Source organism: Bradyrhizobium sp. AUGA SZCCT0222, from assembly GCF_018130205.1.
Classification (GTDB): domain Bacteria; phylum Pseudomonadota; class Alphaproteobacteria; order Rhizobiales; family Xanthobacteraceae; genus Bradyrhizobium.
This window is the reverse complement of the sequence record NZ_JAFCLX010000023.1, coordinates 47,179-61,835: the sequence shown is the minus strand read 5'-3', so window position 1 is coordinate 61,835 and position 14,657 is coordinate 47,179. Positions and strand designations below refer to the sequence as shown.

Here is a 14,657-nt window from a genome sequence, read left to right as displayed (position 1 = left end):
GATATTTATCTGTCCAGCCACACATCCTCGAACCGCAGATTATTATACTGACTATTGTCGTGCGGCTTGAAGTTCTTCACATGGGGCTGCCAGCAATTGCCGGCCGATGAGTGCAGGATGATCGGGCGCGCGGCGTCGTCGACCAGGATGCGCTCGATATCCCAGACGATCTTCCTGCGCTTTTCCTTGTCGAGTTCGCGCGACTGTGCCGCCAGCAGCTTGTCGACCTCGGCATTGCAGTATTGGGTATAGTTGCGCTCGGACTTGCATGAATAGTTCTCGACGATGTTGCCGTCGGGATCGTCGACGCTGACGCCGGTGACGTTCAATCCGATCGTAAAATCCTTCTTCGCCAGCCGCGCATACCATCGCGGCGTATCGAGGATGTCGAGTTCGCCGACGATGTAAATCTTCTTGAGCTGGTCGGCCAGGATCACCGCGGGATCGCGGTAGGTTGGCAGGTTCCGGGTCTGGATCTTGATCGGCAGCGGTTTGGCGTCGCTGTAGCCGAGCTTCTGCATGATCGCCTGCGCTTCCGCGACGTTCCTGGCGATGTCAGGGCCATAGCCCATGAGCGATGACACCATTTCCGGAGACATGCCCCATTCGCCCTCGGGCTTTGCCAGCATCGCCCCGCCCAGCCGCGCGTTGCCTTCCATCAGGATGGTGTTGAAGGCCTTGCGATCGAGCGCCAGCGACATCGCCTTGCGGATGTCGGGATTGTCGAACGGCGGGTTGACGCGATTGACCAGCAAATTGATCTGGGTTCCGGTGCCGGTCATCTCGCAGATCGCGTTCGGTGCCCGCGCCTTGATGTCCTTCAGCAGGGGAACGCTGACATCGGAGGGAAAGGTGATGTCGTAGTCGCCGGTCGAGAATGCCAGCATCCGCGTGGCGCGGTTGTCGATCGTGCGCACCGTGATCTCGTCGAGATAGGGCCGGTCCTTCTTGAAGTAATCCGGATTGCGCACAACGTGCATGGATTCGCCGCGCTTGAATTCGACGAACTTGAATGGCCCGGTGCCGATCGGCTTGCTCCGCATCACAGCCTGCGGCACGTGACAGGGATAGACGGCTGAAAACGCGCTCGCCAGCAGCACCGGCAGGCTCGGCTGCGGCTCGCTCAGTTCGAACGTCGCCTCATGGTCGCCATTGACGCCAACGTCCTGCAGCTTGGTGTACCAGACCTTGCGCGGGTTGCGCCTGAAATCCTGCGTTTCGGTCTTGCCGATCAGCATTCGCCAGGTGCACTGCACGTCTTTCGCCGTGAAGGGTTGGCCGTCGTGCCACTTCACGCCCTGCCGCAGCTTGAACGTCAGCTTGGTGTTGGTCGCGTCCCAGGACCAGCTTTCGGCCAGATCAGGGATCACGGTCTCCATGCTCTCATGCGGTTTGGCCGGATCGAACACCACGAGATTATTGAACACCGCCGCAAACGGCAGCACCGAGGCGATGGTCGCTTCTTCCAGGAGTGACGTCGAGGGCGGATTGTCGTTGTGATAGAGCCGCAGCGTGCCGCCCTTCTTCTGGGCGATTGCGGGGCTTGCAGCGCACAGCGCGATGCAAAGCAGTGCCAGGGGAGCGAATTTCCATCTGACGGACAACCGGTTGGCGCGCACTTTGGCCTCCCAAAAGATTTTGTTTTTCTATAGAACTACCACCGGTCGAGCGCAACGTTACGCGGGTGATTATCCCAGAGTAAGGTAGCTGGCGTCGCATGAAGATCGCGGTCGGGATCATCGCAGCGGTTCTGTTGGCGGCCGCTGCCAAGGAAGCAAGCGCGGTGTTCGCGCCGCTGGCGCTGGCGCTCTTTATCATCGCAATCGTCTGGCCTCTGCAGAGCCGGCTGCAGGCGAGAATGCCGAAACTGCTGGCATTGGCCGTCACCATCGTCGTCACGATCGTGGTCTGTCTCGCTTTCGCCTCGCTCGCGGCCTGGGGCTTCGGGCGGGTCGGACGATCACTGATGGCCGATACGGTGCGCTATCAGGCGCTTTATGGCGCCATGGTGACGTGGCTCGACGGCCATGGCGTCTCCGTCGCCGGCTTGTGGGCCGAGCATTTCAACGTCACGTGGCTGATGCGCACAACGCAGTTCGTCACCGGCCGAGTCAACACCACACTCAGCTTCTGGGTGATCGCACTTGTCTATGTTGTGCTGGGACTTCTGGAGGTAGAGGACGCCAGACAAAGGATCGAGACGCTCGGCAAGCCTGAGGTTGCGCGCGTGCTGCTGGACGGCAGTGCGGCGACCGCGGCCAAATTCCGGAAATACCTCCTGGTTCGGACGCAGATGAGCGCCATCACCGGCCTGCTCGTCGGTCTGTTCGCCTGGATCACCGGACTGCCGTTCGCGCTCGAGTGGGGCGTGATCGCCTTTGCGCTCAATTACATCCCCTTCATCGGGCCCTTCATCGCAACGCTGTTTCCCACCTTGCTGGCGATGACGCAATTTGAGAGCTGGCAAGCGGTTATTGCCCTCTTCGCGTGTCTCAACATCATCCAGTTCGTGGTCGGCAGCTATGTCGAGCCGCGCGTTGCCGGCAGCATGCTTTCGATATCGCCTCTGGTTGTGTTGTTCGCGATCTTTTTCTGGACTTTTCAATGGGGCTTGTTCGGAACTTTCATCGGCGTACCGATCGCGCTCGCGATCCTCACCTTCTGTGCCCAGCATCCGTCGAGCCGCTGGATAGCCGATCTGCTCGGCGGGTCGAAGCAATAGGGGGTGACAAACGCTAGCTACCGCTCTCGCCGGCGATCTCCACGCACTGCGGCGGGAGCAAACAGAGTCGCCCGTTCGAACCGGCGGCCAGCGTATGGATCAGAAAATGCGTCGGTTCGCCGTCAGGGCCGCCCATGACAGGCGACGGAGCAGAGATGATCTTCAGCGCACCGCAGGCGCCGATCCAGTCGATGTGGCGATGGCCGTGCATGACCACGGCCCGCTTCGCGAAAGGCCTGAGTTTGCGGACAAACCAGCTGCCGTTGACAAGCGCGGTTCCAATCCGTTCGGAAAAATTCGCAACCGGCATTGGATATTCTATCAGATGATGATGCAACGCGACGATCCATTGCGCTTTCGGGAAACGACCCAGCGCCGCCGCGAGCCGTCGCATCTGTTCAACGGAAACCAATCCGAGCGCGTTGGTGAAGGAAAAATGCGTATCGGCGTTGGAATTCAGGATCAGGACGCCTAATCCGTCTTCCCGATCGGGTGGCAACAGCATCGGAAACAGGTCGTCGAACAGCCCGACCAGTCCGGCGGCGCGGCGCAAGCCGCCGCGTTCGGCGAATGCCGCGATCCGCTGGCGATACGGCGCCAGCGCCTCGTTGAGCGTCGCTGCCGGCTTTCCCGCGTCGTCGACGACATACACACGTTCCCCCTGCACGGTTGCGATGGCCGACAACGTCCGCATCTGCCGCAGCCGCTTGCCGGGGCTGAACGGCAAATCGAGCCGGGCCGGATTGGCACGGTCGACGATGTTCAGATCGTGATTGCCGGGCAACATGACCGTGAGAGCCGCGAGATCACGATGCAGCGCCACGACGTCGAGGAATTCGGCCCATTCCGTCGCGCGGCCGGCATCGGTCATGTCGCCGGTCACAAGGATGAGATCGAGCGGGTCAGCGGCGTGGATCGCCGCAAGACGCGCCATGAGGCGCGTAAAGCGCTGGTTTCCGCGCGGGCCGCCACGTCCGCTCTCGATGCGGAAACCATATCGCTCGCCGATCACGTGAAGGTCCGACAGATGCGCGACACGCCAGGTCCGGCAACCGGACGGCGCGTCGTCGAATCCGGGAAGATCGAGCGGCTGATCCATTCTGGCATCCGCAAAGCCCCAGACCAGCGACGCGAACGCGAGATAACCCGATACCAGTATGACCGCATTGGCCAATGTCGGAACGATCAGCCGGTGCAGAAGCACGAGGTCCGACACCGAACCGATCCACCGCGAGAAGGGCCAAACGAGAATCGCGACTGCCGCCGCACACAGGCAGAGCACAATGCCGGCGCCAGCGGAGCTCATCGCACGCAGCCGTGCCCGCCCTGCCGCGTCAGCGTTCCTGCCGAACACCAGCTCCGCCAGGTGCCGCAGCGCCTCGCGGCCAAACGCGTAGCCGGGCTGGACGGCGAGCGCATTGAGCGACCAGAAATTTGTCTCAGCGGCCCGAAACAATGGTCGCCATCCGAACCATCCAAGCGCGATGACCGTGACCAGGAGCAGCGCCGCGCCGATCCCGGTCAGTTCCAGAACATGTTCGGACAAGGATGAGAACCAGGCCGTCGCGATCAGCGGCGCGAGCCCGAGCAGCACCGCCGGCAACAGCAGCGAGACGGTCCAGGCAAACAGCAGTTTCGGCAGGCTGATTTCAACCAGCAGGCTGCCGGCGATCGCCAGCAGCGATCTCTGTCCGGGACTGGAGGCATCGTCCTCGATATCGCCCTGGCGCGGGTCGACAAGCAACCGGCCTTGAGCGGCTGTTGAATCAGGCTCCGCGGTCGGCCTCGTCATGATCAGGGCCCGCATTTTACGTCCGCAGCAGGATCGATTGCTCTCCGACCGACGCTATCAGTCTTTCGGTGGAATGCCAGCGGCGCATCCGCTCATCCGGGGCCGCGACCTTGCTTCTGAACACACTCATTCTGTTCGCCAGCCCTCCTCTGCGCCAGCCTTCCGATATGCAATTCGTGCCACCGGATAGCGTAATTTGTCACAAACTTTTGTAGCAAAGCGCACAAGCCGCAAACCCTTTCATTCGGTTGCAGCGTTAACATTGAGCGCTAGTAATCAAGTTCCGCATTACAAATTGCAGGGAGGCTTGTTATGCGCACAAGGCTTATCGGCACTGTCGCGGTTGCTTCGACCGCTTGGCTGGTCACGTTGAGTGGAAATGCCCGTGCAGAAATATTGATCACGACTGCTGCGATATCGCGAGGCGAGTTGGTTGTCGTAGGACGGGTTCGGCGAGCGCGCGACCCCAACGTGGAGATCAAGATAAGCCCAACCAAAACGGTGCGTGTTGAGAGCACATCGACCGGAGGCTTTAGGTGGGTTGGATCGGAATTTCCCTCCACTTGTATCGTGAAGATCACGTCCGGGCCGGATACGAGAGACGTGGTGATACAGAACTGCGGCCTTCCCGGACCTGCTGGACCGCCTGGTCCAGCAGGTCCTCCAGGCCCGGCCGGACCGAAGGGAAACTAGCGGCCGGTGCGCATTGGACTTGGTCTTTAGGACATTTCGGTCAGAAGAGGCTCATATGGCGAGGGTCAGGATCGTGCACACGACCGAATACACCTACCGCAACCCGGTGGGCTTGTTGCGCCACAAGCTGATGATCCGGCCGGATGAGAGTCACGATCTGCGACTTCATAGCGCGACGCTAAAGGTCGAACCGGCGCCGTCCGATATCTACTGGAAGCATGACGTTTTCGACAATTCGATCTGCTTCCTGCATTGGCCGGAAGCGCTCAGAACCAAGAGGCTCAGCATTGTGTCAGAGCTTGACTTAACACATCACCCCGAGGGGCCACCCCTTCCGATTTATAGTCTCGACTCGGCTGCCGAGCAGTTTCCATACGCCTACGCCGCCCATGAGCTTCCCGATCTGGCTCGGTTTACCGAATTCCAGATGCCGGACTCCGATCGAAAGGTCGAAGCATGGGCCCGCCGTGTCGTGTCAAGCGTGGATAGTAAGGAGACCTTGCGAGTACTGGATGCAATGACGCATGTAATCAAGGAGGAATTCCGTTATGTCGCGCGCCATGAGGAGGGTACGCAGACAGCCGCCGAGACCCTCGCACTTGGTTCCGGCACCTGCCGCGATTTTGCAGTGCTGATGATGGAAGCGCTGCGCTGCTTCGGGCTCGCCGCGCGTTTCGTCACCGGCTATTTGTATGACAATATCTCAGGTTCGGTTCGCGGGGGCGGCAGTACCCATGCCTGGTGCAGCGTCTACCTCCCCGGCGCAGGATGGGTTGAGTATGATCCGACGAATGGCTTGATTGCCGGCGAGAACCTGATCCGCGTGGGCGTCACCCGAAACGCGGAACAAGCAATTCCAATTTCGGGCGGCTTCGTCGGCAACGCTGATGACCCGATCGCACTATATGTGGATGTATCCGTCCATGCCGTACCGCGGCATGGTGGCGGCACGACTTGATTAGCCGGTTCCCGGCATATGCAGTTTGTGCCATCGCGTTGCGCAATTTGTCGCAAATTCTTATAGCACGGCATACACGCCGCAAACCTTCCCATTCGGTTGCACCGTTGACTAGATGCGGACCTGGGCGTTTACTCACGCGACGATTTAAAAAGAGCTGACGCAATCCATCGGGATCACTTGTCAGCGCGCAGCCGATGCTGCCGAAAGATCTGACGATCTCTGAAGCGGATTGCTTGAGCCAGGTGGAGGGGTCCAGTGGACTTACCTTCGATCGCGGAACAAGCCGAGCGGCCGTACGTCTCAACAGGGCATTTGCCTGAACCCGAGACGGTGCAGAAGCTGGTATCCGACACACACCGGCGGTTCAAGTCGAACACCGACGGCCAAAACTCCCAAGTCTATCCGGCGCTTGCCAGGATCCCCGGCGATTTGTTCGGCGTCTGCGTTGTCGGCACCAGCGGACGCGTCTACGCCGCCGGAGATACCGACTACGAGTTCTCGATCATGAGCGTGTCGAAGCCGTTCGTGTTCGCGCTGGTTTGCGAGACGATCGGACCGGAAGCAGCGCGCGACAAACTCGGTGCGAACGCCACGGGACTGGCCTTCAATTCGCTGGCCGCGATCGAGCAAGGCTCGAATGGTCGCACCAACCCGATGGTGAACGCCGGCGCCATTGCGACGACAAGCCTGACACCGGGTTCGACCGCGGAGGAAAAATGGCAATTCATCCATGACGGATTGTCGCGTTTCGCGGGCCGAAAGCTGCCGCTGAATGAAGAGGTCTACGCCTCGGCGTCGGATACCAACTTCCGCAACCGCAGCATCGCCCGCCTGCTGCAGAGTTTTGATCGGATCTACTGCGACGCAAGGGAAGCGACCGACCTCTACACCAGGCAGTGCTCGCTGAATGTCAGCGCCCGGGACCTCGCGGTCATGGGCGCTACGCTGGCTGATGGCGGCGTCAATCCGATCACCAGGGAACGCGTGGTCGATCCGGCAGTCTGTCACTACGCGCTGGCGGTGATGATCACCGCCGGACTGTACGAGACGTCGGGCGACTGGCTTTACGACATCGGCCTGCCCGGAAAGAGCGGAATCGGCGGTGGCATCGTCGCGGTTGCCCCAGGCAAAGGCGGCTTCGGAACCTTCGCGCCCCCGCTCGACGCCGCAGGCAACAGCGTCAAGGGACAGCTCGCCGCTAAATTCCTGTCGCAGCGGCTGGGAATGGATCTGTTCCTGTCGCAACCGGAAGAATGACTCAGATGCCAAAGGGATTGTGACGGGCTGTAAGACCCGACCGATCCGGAACCGAGCAGGCCGGAGGACGCCATGGCAACGCACTCGATTTCTATCGGCGACATCCGCGAAGACGCGCAGGCGTCATGGGTGCCGATGATCGCCATTGCGTTCGGCCAGATGATCATGTCCTTCAACGTCGCTTCGCTGCCGGTCGCGATGGGGGGCATGGTGCAGAGCTTCGGCGTCCCGCCGACGACCGTCGCGACCGGCATCGTGGCCTATTCGATGCTGGTTGCCGGCTTCGTGATGCTGGGCGCGAAACTCGCCCAGCGGTTCGGCGCCGCTCAGGTCTTCCGCGCCGCCGTCGTCCTGTTCTGCGCCGCGCAGATATTGATGACATTTAGCCCCACCGCGACCCTGATGATCACGGCCCAGGCGCTTTGCGGCGCGGCAGGGGCCGTGATCGTGCCGTCGCTGGTGGCGCTGATCGCGGAGAATTATACCGGTCGCCAACAGGCGACCGCCGTGGGTGCGCTCGGTTCGGCGCGGGCCGCTGCCGGCGTGCTGGCGTTCATCATTGGCGGCGTCCTCGGTACCTATATCGGCTGGCGTCCGGCATTCGGCATCCTGATCGCCGCCTCCGCCATTGTTTTCGTTTTGAGCTTCCGCCTCAGGCCCGACCACGGACGGCCGGACGTCCAGATCGACATCACCGGCGTCGTTCTGGCGGCAACAGCCATCATCCTCATCAGTTTCGGCTTCAATAATCTGAACGGCTGGGGCCTGGCGCTGGCAACACCCAACGCGCCATTCGACCTGCTTGGCCTTTCGCCTGCGCCAGTCATGATCGTTCTGGGTATCGTACTCGGCCAGGCCTTTCTGATGTGGACGCATCGGCGCCAGGCGGCCGGGAAGACGCCGCTGCTTGCCCTCGAGGTGATTGACTCGCCGCAGGAACGCGCGGCGGTCTACGGGCTATTTGCCGTGGTCGCACTGGAGGCGGCGCTTAACTTTTCCGTGCCGTTGTACATTCAGATCGTACAGGGCCGCTCCCCTCTCGCGACCGCGATCGCGATGATGCCGTTCAATCTCACGGTGTTCTTCACGGCGATGCTGATCGTCAACGTCTACGACAAACTGACGCCCCGCCAGATCGGCCGCTATGGCTTCGCCCTTTGCACGCTTGCGCTGGTGTGGCTCGCGTTCGTGGTGCGGAACGACTGGAGCGAGATTCCCGTGCTGTTCGGCCTCGTCCTGTTCGGTATCGGCCAGGGTTCGCTGGTCACGCTGCTGTTCAACGTACTGGTCACCGCCTCGCCCAAGGCACTGGCAGGCGACGTCGGATCGGCGCGCGGCACCACGCAGAATCTCGCCGCGGCAGTCGGAACAGCCGTCGCCGGCGCGCTGCTTGTCGGCCTCTTGAGCACAATCGCCGTCAGCAGCATCGCCGCAAATCCGGTACTGCCGAAGGACCTGCAGAGCCAGGTCGATCTCAACAGCATCACCTTCGTCAGCAACGAGCGCCTGCGGACCGTGATGGAGAACACGACCGCTACGCCCCAGCAGGTGCAGGAAGCGGTGCGCGTGAACACGGAGGCGCGGCTTCGAGCGCTGAAGATCGGCCTGCTCATCATGGCCGGCCTCGCCTTGCTCGCGGTGTTTCCGGCCGGACAGCTCCCGAATTACCTGCCGGGAGAAATCCCAAGTGACGACCCCGCGGTCGAACGCTCGAAATCGGCCTGATCCCGATTGCGAGACGTGTGTTCTCCGCGGTGAGTAACAAGGCGTCGATCAAAGGAGAGAACCCAATGGATGCAATCGAGCGTCGCAGCGTATTACGGGGCCTTCTGTGTGCGGCCGCAGCCGCAGGTTTTGCCGCAGGTTCGCTGCCGGCCGTGGTCGAGGCCATGCCCCTCGCGCCCCAGAAGGACCTTGGCAACCTTGGCAGCAAGGATCCCGGCAGCAAGGAGGATGATCTCACGGTACGGGTTCAGGCCGCCACACGCCGGCCGCCCCCGCGACCTGAGGCGCGTCCGCCGCGACGGCGCCCAATCCATCGTCGCCGCCGGCGCCGTTGGGTCTGTTATTGGCACCGCGGGCGCCGCGTTTGCGGCTGGCGATGGATATAGCCAATTTCAGAATGCTGACGCGAGCCGCGAGCGGCCGGCGCTGCGCCGCTCATTCGATCGAACGGGCTCTGAACTCTAGGAGGACGACATGACCACTTACGACGGTAGTTCACGTCTGCGCGCCGATGGCTTGTCCGCGCCACCATTCTGGGTCTGCGTCCTCCTTGGACTGGTGATGATCGCCGCGGGATTCCTGGTGTTAGGTGACGTCGTGCTCGTGACCGTTATCAGCACGATGTTCATCGGCTGGATCTCGATCATCGCGGGCGCCTTCGAAGTGATTCATGCGTTCTGGACCAAGGGTTGGGGCGGCTTCATATGGCAGGTGCTGCTGGGCATTCTGTACATCGCCTTCGGCGCGGTGCTGGTGAGCCAGCCCGTCGCCAGCGCCTTGATCCTCACCTATGTCCTCGGCCTGTTGCTGCTGATATCCGGCATCGTTCGAATTCTGCTGGGCTTCGGCCACTGGAGAGAAGCCGGCTGGATCATGCTGCTGTCGGGATTGTTCGGAGTCCTGGCTGGCCTCGTCATTCTGACGGGATTCCCGATGACCGGTCTGTGGGTGCTCGGATTTGTCCTCGGCGTCGACCTGATATCTCACGGCATCGCGTGGCTGGCTTATGCGTGGCGGCCGGCGGCGAAAACGGCATAAGGGAGTGGTCGCTATGGTTACACGTGCTGACGAAGGGTCCGTTTTTCTCGCGAAAAAACTCGGCGGTCTGATTCTGATCGTGCTGGGATGCGTGCTGCTGGTCGCAGGCATGAACCTCGAGTCAACGGCGTTATCGTTTCTTGGCGTCCTGTCCCTGATTGCCGGCGTGATCTTCTGGGTTCTCAAGATCATCAGGCGCAATGAGAACAGTCAGATTCGATAACCAGATCAGATAACGGGGGACGCGCGGCTATGAGAATGTCTTGCTTGAGAGTATTCCCCGGCCGTTCCGTGCTGGCCGTTCTGGCTGCAATCGGAATGAGCCTCTCCGCCCCGCCCTCCGCGCAGGCCCAGCAAGCTGCATTATTTCAGAACGTCAGGATCTTCGACGGAAAGAACGGCGCGCTTTCAGCGCCGTCCAACGTCCTGATCCGAGGCAACACGATAGAGAAGATTTCGACGGCGTCGATCGCGGTCGACGCTCAAACCGCAACGATCAATGGTGCCGGCCGCGTCCTGATGCCGGGCCTGATCGATGCGCATTGGCACGCCATGCTGATCCGCACGAACCCGGTAGAGGCGTTCGGTGACGTCGGCTTCAACAATCTGGTGGCTGGCGACGAAGCGACAGACACGTTGATGCGCGGCTTCACCACCATTCGCGACGTGGGCGGGCCAGTGTTTGGTCTCAAACGCGCGATCGATGAAGGCATCGTCAAGGGCCCGCGTATCTATCCGTCCGGCGCCATGATCACTGTCACGAGCGGGCATGGGGATTTCCGGCAGCTGACTGATTTGCCGCGGACGATCGGCGGCATGCTTACCCGCATGGAGCAGATCGGCGGCGCCATCGTGGCTGACAGCCCTGACGAGGTGCGCGTACGCGTACGCGAACAGCTCATGCAGGGCGCCTCACAAGTCAAGTTGACGGCGGGCGGCGGAGTGTCGTCACCCTTCAGTCCGATCGACGTGAGCACCTTCACGGAGGCGGAAATGCGCGCCGCGGTCGAAGCAGCCGAAAATTGGGGGACCTACGTCGCCGCGCATGCCTTTACGCCGGCTGCGATCCGGAGCGCTATTGCGGCCGGCGCGAGGTGTATCGAGCACGGTTTCCTGATGGACGACGCAACCGCAAAACTGATCGCGGACAAGGGTGTTTGGCTGAGCATGCAGCCACTGCCGGAGGGAATGAGGCTGGGCCTTCCTGAGGGTTCTGTGCAGCGAGCCAAAGCGGAAGAGGTCTGGCCCGGGATAGCCCGCGCCTATGAGATGGCGAAGAAATACAAGATCAAGACGGCGTGGGGCACGGATGTGCTGTTCTCCCGCGAACTGGCCCAACAACAAGGGGCAATTCTGGCCTCGCTTACCCGTTGGTACACCCCCGCCGAAGCGCTGGTCATGGCGACATCGACAAACGCCGAACTGCTGGCGCTGTCCGGCAAGCGCAACCCCTATCCCGGCAGGCTCGGCGTCGTGGAAGAAGGCGCGCTGGCCGATCTGTTGCTGGTGGATGGCAACCCCGTCGATAACATCAAGCTGATCGAAGATCCGGCCAAAAATTTCGTCGTCATCATGAAGGACGGGAAAATCTACAAAAACCTGCTTGGCGCGGGCAAATAGGACACCTCATCCATCGCAGTGCCATGTTCGTTCTGATCGATCGATATTCGCAACCGCGAAAATTCGAGGCGTCGCAGGCTTGCGCCATCGCACGTGCGGTCGAGTTTGATGGTCCGCGACACATCGCACAGGCCGGCCCTGGCCCCGGCATCGCCGCGTTTCCCCGCAAGGCTGACCACAAGAAGGCGCCGTTCGAATAGCGCGGAACGCTCTCGCAATTCCGCCTCCCAGCATGTTTTCATTTTTGCCTAAAGCTGCCAAAATCCATGGGGCTGCGAGGGAAGACTGCCAGGCAAAACGACCGGATGCGAGGAGACGCGCGATGTCGGAAACCGACAAGGTGTTCGCAGGCTCGATCCCGGAAAACTATGATCGCCATATGGTTCCGCTGATCTTCGAGAGCTACGCGCGCGACCTTTCACAACGCGTCGCCACGCTGGCGCCAAAGGCCGTGCTGGAAACCGCGGCCGGCAGTGGCGCGGTCACGCGCGCGCTGGCGCCAGTCCTTGCCGCTGATGCCTCCTATGTCGTCACCGACCTCAATCAGCCAATGCTGGATTATGCGAAATCAAGACAAGGCGCGGACAGCCGCATCATGTGGCAGAAGGCCGACGCCCAGGCATTGCCGTTCGAGGACGCCGCGTTCGACCTGGTCTGTTGCCAGTTCGGCGTCATGTTCTTTCCCGATCGCCCATCCGGCTACCGCGAGGCCCGGCGCGTTCTCAAGCCGGGCGGCTATTTCCTGTTCAATGCCTGGGATCGCATCGAGGAGAACGTGTTCGCGAGCGACGTCACCGACGCGCTTGCGACGTTCTTTCCGAACGACCCTCCCCGCTTCATGGCGCGCACGCCTCATGGCTATCACGACACGTCACTGATCCGCAGCGACCTGGCAAAGGCCGGCTTCACTGATGTGACGATCGAGACCCGGGAGGCGCAGAGCCGCGCCCCTTCTGCCCGCTATGTCGCGCTGGCCTATTGCCAGGGAACCCCGCTGCGCAACGAGATCGAAGTACGGGGTCCGGACCGGCTCGAGGCGGCGACCGACCATGCGGCCACGGTCATCGCCATCAGGCACGGCAGCGGCGAGATATCGGCCAAGATCCAGGCCCATGTCATCCTCGCCCGGACCTAGCCCTGCCGAGCCGATTCAATGCGTCTTTTTACCCACCCGGCGCATGCCAAGTCCTGGGTAATTGGGGTTGGATGCCCTCCCGAAATTCGCTACTAGTTGCCCCGCCGGTAATTCGGACGGCTTGGGGACACGGAATGACCTATTGTTGCGGAGTGCTGGTACGGGACGGTCTGGTCATGATCGCGGATACCCGCACCAATGCCGGCCTCGATAACGTCTCGACCTTTCGCAAGCTCCACATTTTCTCGAAGCCGGGCGACCGCATCATGGCGATCGCCAGCGCCGGCAATCTGGCGATCAGCCAGTCGGTGCTGTCGACCCTGACCGAAGGCATCGAAGACCCGCATACCGGCGAGGTCGAAACCCTGATGAACGCGCCGACCATGTTCCAGGCCGCGCAGCGCATCGGCCGCGCCATCCGCAGCGTCCACGCCACCGAAGGCGACGCGCTGCGGTCGGAAGACGTCTCTTTCGACGTCTCGTTCCTGTTCGGCGGACAGATCAAGGGCTCGCGGATGCGGCTGTTCATGGTCTACACCGCCGGCAATTTCATCGAATGCACCACCGACACGCCGTACCTGCAGATCGGCGAGCACAAATACGGCAAGCCGGTGCTCGACCGCGCCATGCATTACGACGTCGAACTGTACGAGGCGCTGAAGACCAGCCTGATCTCGATGGATTCGACGATGCGCTCCAATCTCGGCGTCGGCTTGCCGATCGACGTGCTGGTGGTGCGCGCGGATGCCTGCGAGGCCGACCTCAACCACCGCATCGAGGCCGGCGAGCCATATTTCCACGATTTGCGTTCGCGCTGGTCGGCCGCGCTCCGCGCGGCGCACCAGAACATTCCAAGACCACCCTACAAGTCAGAAACAGAAACAAAGAAGTAAAGGCGAGGAAACAATGGCCGAAGCAACAAACAAGATCGCAGTCGTCACCGGTGCGGGCACCGGCGTCGGACGCGCGGCATCGCTAGCGCTGATGAATGCCGGCTTCACCGTGGTGCTCGCCGGGCGCCGCATGGAAATGCTGGAAGAGACCAAGAAGCTCGGCGACAATATCGGCAAGAGCCTGTGCGTTTCCGCCGACATGACGAGCCCGGCCTCGATCGCCGCCCTGTTCGACAAGGTCAAGGAAACCTACGGCCGGCTCGACGTGCTGTTCAACAATGCCGGCATGGGCGCGCCGCCGGTGAACTTCGAAGATCTCACGCTCGAGCAGTGGCAGGCGGTGGTGAACACCAACCTCACCGGCCCCTTCCTGTGCACCCAGCACGCCTTCCGCATCATGAAGGACCAGAACCCGCGCGGCGGCCGCATCATCAACAACGGCTCGATCTCGGCGCACGCGCCGCGGCCGTTCTCGTCGGCCTACACCTCGACCAAGCACGCCATCACCGGTCTCACCAAGGCCACCAACCTCGACGGCCGCATGTACGACATCGCGGTCGGCCAGGTCGATATCGGCAATGCCGCAACCCCGATGACCGACCGCATGGTCGCCGGCCCCGGCGTGATGCAGCCCGACGGCACGATGAAACACGAGCCGCGCATGGACGCGAAAGCAGTCGGCGACGCGGTGGCCTACATGGCCGGCCTGCCGTTAGACGCCAACGTGCTGTTCATGACGGTCATGGCGACGAAAATGCCGTTCGTGGGACGGGGCTAATTAAGCCCGATCACGTCGTCCCGGCGCAGGCCGGGACCCATAC

At 61.8% G+C, this 14,657-nt stretch carries 12 protein-coding genes; 10 read left to right on the top strand and 2 right to left on the bottom strand.

Annotated elements, in window-relative coordinates; genetic code table 11:
* Window positions 1–5 precede the first annotated feature (5 nt).
* On the bottom strand, window positions 6–1,619 hold the full coding sequence (locus JQ629_RS20690) for an ABC transporter substrate-binding protein (protein ID WP_349631291.1): 1,614 nt from the start codon (window positions 1,617–1,619) through the stop codon (window positions 6–8).
* 98 nt (window positions 1,620–1,717) lie between these two features.
* Between JQ629_RS20690 and JQ629_RS20685 the strand changes: the two genes are divergently transcribed.
* A complete protein-coding gene (locus tag JQ629_RS20685; RefSeq protein WP_212414234.1) occupies window positions 1,718–2,722 on the top strand; it encodes an AI-2E family transporter in 1,005 nt (334 codons plus the stop codon).
* 13 nt (window positions 2,723–2,735) lie between these two features.
* Here the strand turns inward: JQ629_RS20685 and JQ629_RS20680 are convergent, their stop codons facing one another.
* Entirely contained in the window at window positions 2,736–4,514 is a 1,779-nt protein-coding gene (locus JQ629_RS20680; protein WP_212414233.1) for a metallophosphoesterase family protein, read from the bottom strand.
* Window positions 4,515–5,262: 748 nt separating this feature from the next.
* Here JQ629_RS20680 and JQ629_RS20675 point away from each other — a divergent pair.
* The 9 genes from JQ629_RS20675 to JQ629_RS20635 all read left to right on the top strand — a co-directional run bounded on the left by JQ629_RS20675 (window position 5,263) and on the right by JQ629_RS20635 (window position 14,614).
* Window positions 5,263–6,165, top strand: coding sequence for a transglutaminase family protein (locus tag JQ629_RS20675; protein ID WP_212414232.1), 903 nt, complete (start codon window positions 5,263–5,265; stop codon window positions 6,163–6,165).
* 315 nt (window positions 6,166–6,480) lie between these two features.
* Window positions 6,481–7,425, top strand: coding sequence for a glutaminase A (glsA, locus tag JQ629_RS20670; protein ID WP_249135182.1), 945 nt, complete (start codon window positions 6,481–6,483; stop codon window positions 7,423–7,425).
* Window positions 7,426–7,497: 72 nt separating this feature from the next.
* Entirely contained in the window at window positions 7,498–9,150 is a 1,653-nt protein-coding gene (locus tag JQ629_RS20665; RefSeq protein ID WP_249135176.1) for an MFS transporter, read from the top strand.
* Window positions 9,151–9,624: 474 nt separating this feature from the next.
* Window positions 9,625–10,188 carry an HdeD family acid-resistance protein gene (locus JQ629_RS20660; protein WP_212414230.1) on the top strand — a complete coding sequence of 188 codons (564 nt, stop codon included), beginning with the start codon at window positions 9,625–9,627 and terminating at the stop codon, window positions 10,186–10,188.
* Between the two features lie 13 nt (window positions 10,189–10,201).
* Complete coding sequence (locus JQ629_RS20655) at window positions 10,202–10,411, top strand: hypothetical protein (protein ID WP_212414229.1); 210 nt, start codon at window positions 10,202–10,204, stop codon at window positions 10,409–10,411.
* Between the two features lie 95 nt (window positions 10,412–10,506).
* Complete coding sequence (locus JQ629_RS20650; RefSeq protein WP_249135175.1) at window positions 10,507–11,808, top strand: metal-dependent hydrolase family protein; 1,302 nt, start codon at window positions 10,507–10,509, stop codon at window positions 11,806–11,808.
* 322 nt (window positions 11,809–12,130) lie between these two features.
* Complete coding sequence (locus JQ629_RS20645) at window positions 12,131–12,943, top strand: class I SAM-dependent methyltransferase (protein ID WP_212414227.1); 813 nt, start codon at window positions 12,131–12,133, stop codon at window positions 12,941–12,943.
* 134 nt (window positions 12,944–13,077) lie between these two features.
* Window positions 13,078–13,836 carry a proteasome-type protease gene (locus JQ629_RS20640; protein WP_212265884.1) on the top strand — a complete coding sequence of 253 codons (759 nt, stop codon included), beginning with the start codon at window positions 13,078–13,080 and terminating at the stop codon, window positions 13,834–13,836.
* A 13-nt stretch (window positions 13,837–13,849) separates the two neighbouring features.
* Complete coding sequence (locus tag JQ629_RS20635) at window positions 13,850–14,614, top strand: SDR family oxidoreductase (RefSeq protein ID WP_212265885.1); 765 nt, start codon at window positions 13,850–13,852, stop codon at window positions 14,612–14,614.
* Window positions 14,615–14,657 lie beyond the last annotated feature (43 nt).

Excerpts from the sequence above, each read along its gene's own strand:
- JQ629_RS20680 (WP_212414233.1), bottom strand. The coding sequence starts at position 4,514 with ATGACGAGGCCGACCGCGGAGCCTGATTCAACAGCCGCTCAAGGCCGG.
- JQ629_RS20640 (WP_212265884.1), top strand. The coding sequence starts at position 13,078 with ATGACCTATTGTTGCGGAGTGCTGGTACGGGACGGTCTGGTCATGATC.
- JQ629_RS20645 (WP_212414227.1), top strand. The coding sequence starts at position 12,131 with ATGTCGGAAACCGACAAGGTGTTCGCAGGCTCGATCCCGGAAAACTAT.
- JQ629_RS20665 (WP_249135176.1), top strand. The coding sequence starts at position 7,498 with ATGGCAACGCACTCGATTTCTATCGGCGACATCCGCGAAGACGCGCAG.
- JQ629_RS20635 (WP_212265885.1), top strand. The coding sequence starts at position 13,850 with ATGGCCGAAGCAACAAACAAGATCGCAGTCGTCACCGGTGCGGGCACC.
- JQ629_RS20660 (WP_212414230.1), top strand. The coding sequence starts at position 9,625 with ATGACCACTTACGACGGTAGTTCACGTCTGCGCGCCGATGGCTTGTCC.
- JQ629_RS20655 (WP_212414229.1), top strand. The coding sequence starts at position 10,202 with ATGGTTACACGTGCTGACGAAGGGTCCGTTTTTCTCGCGAAAAAACTC.
- JQ629_RS20675 (WP_212414232.1), top strand. The coding sequence starts at position 5,263 with ATGGCGAGGGTCAGGATCGTGCACACGACCGAATACACCTACCGCAAC.
- JQ629_RS20685 (WP_212414234.1), top strand. The coding sequence starts at position 1,718 with ATGAAGATCGCGGTCGGGATCATCGCAGCGGTTCTGTTGGCGGCCGCT.
- JQ629_RS20650 (WP_249135175.1), top strand. The coding sequence starts at position 10,507 with ATGAGCCTCTCCGCCCCGCCCTCCGCGCAGGCCCAGCAAGCTGCATTA.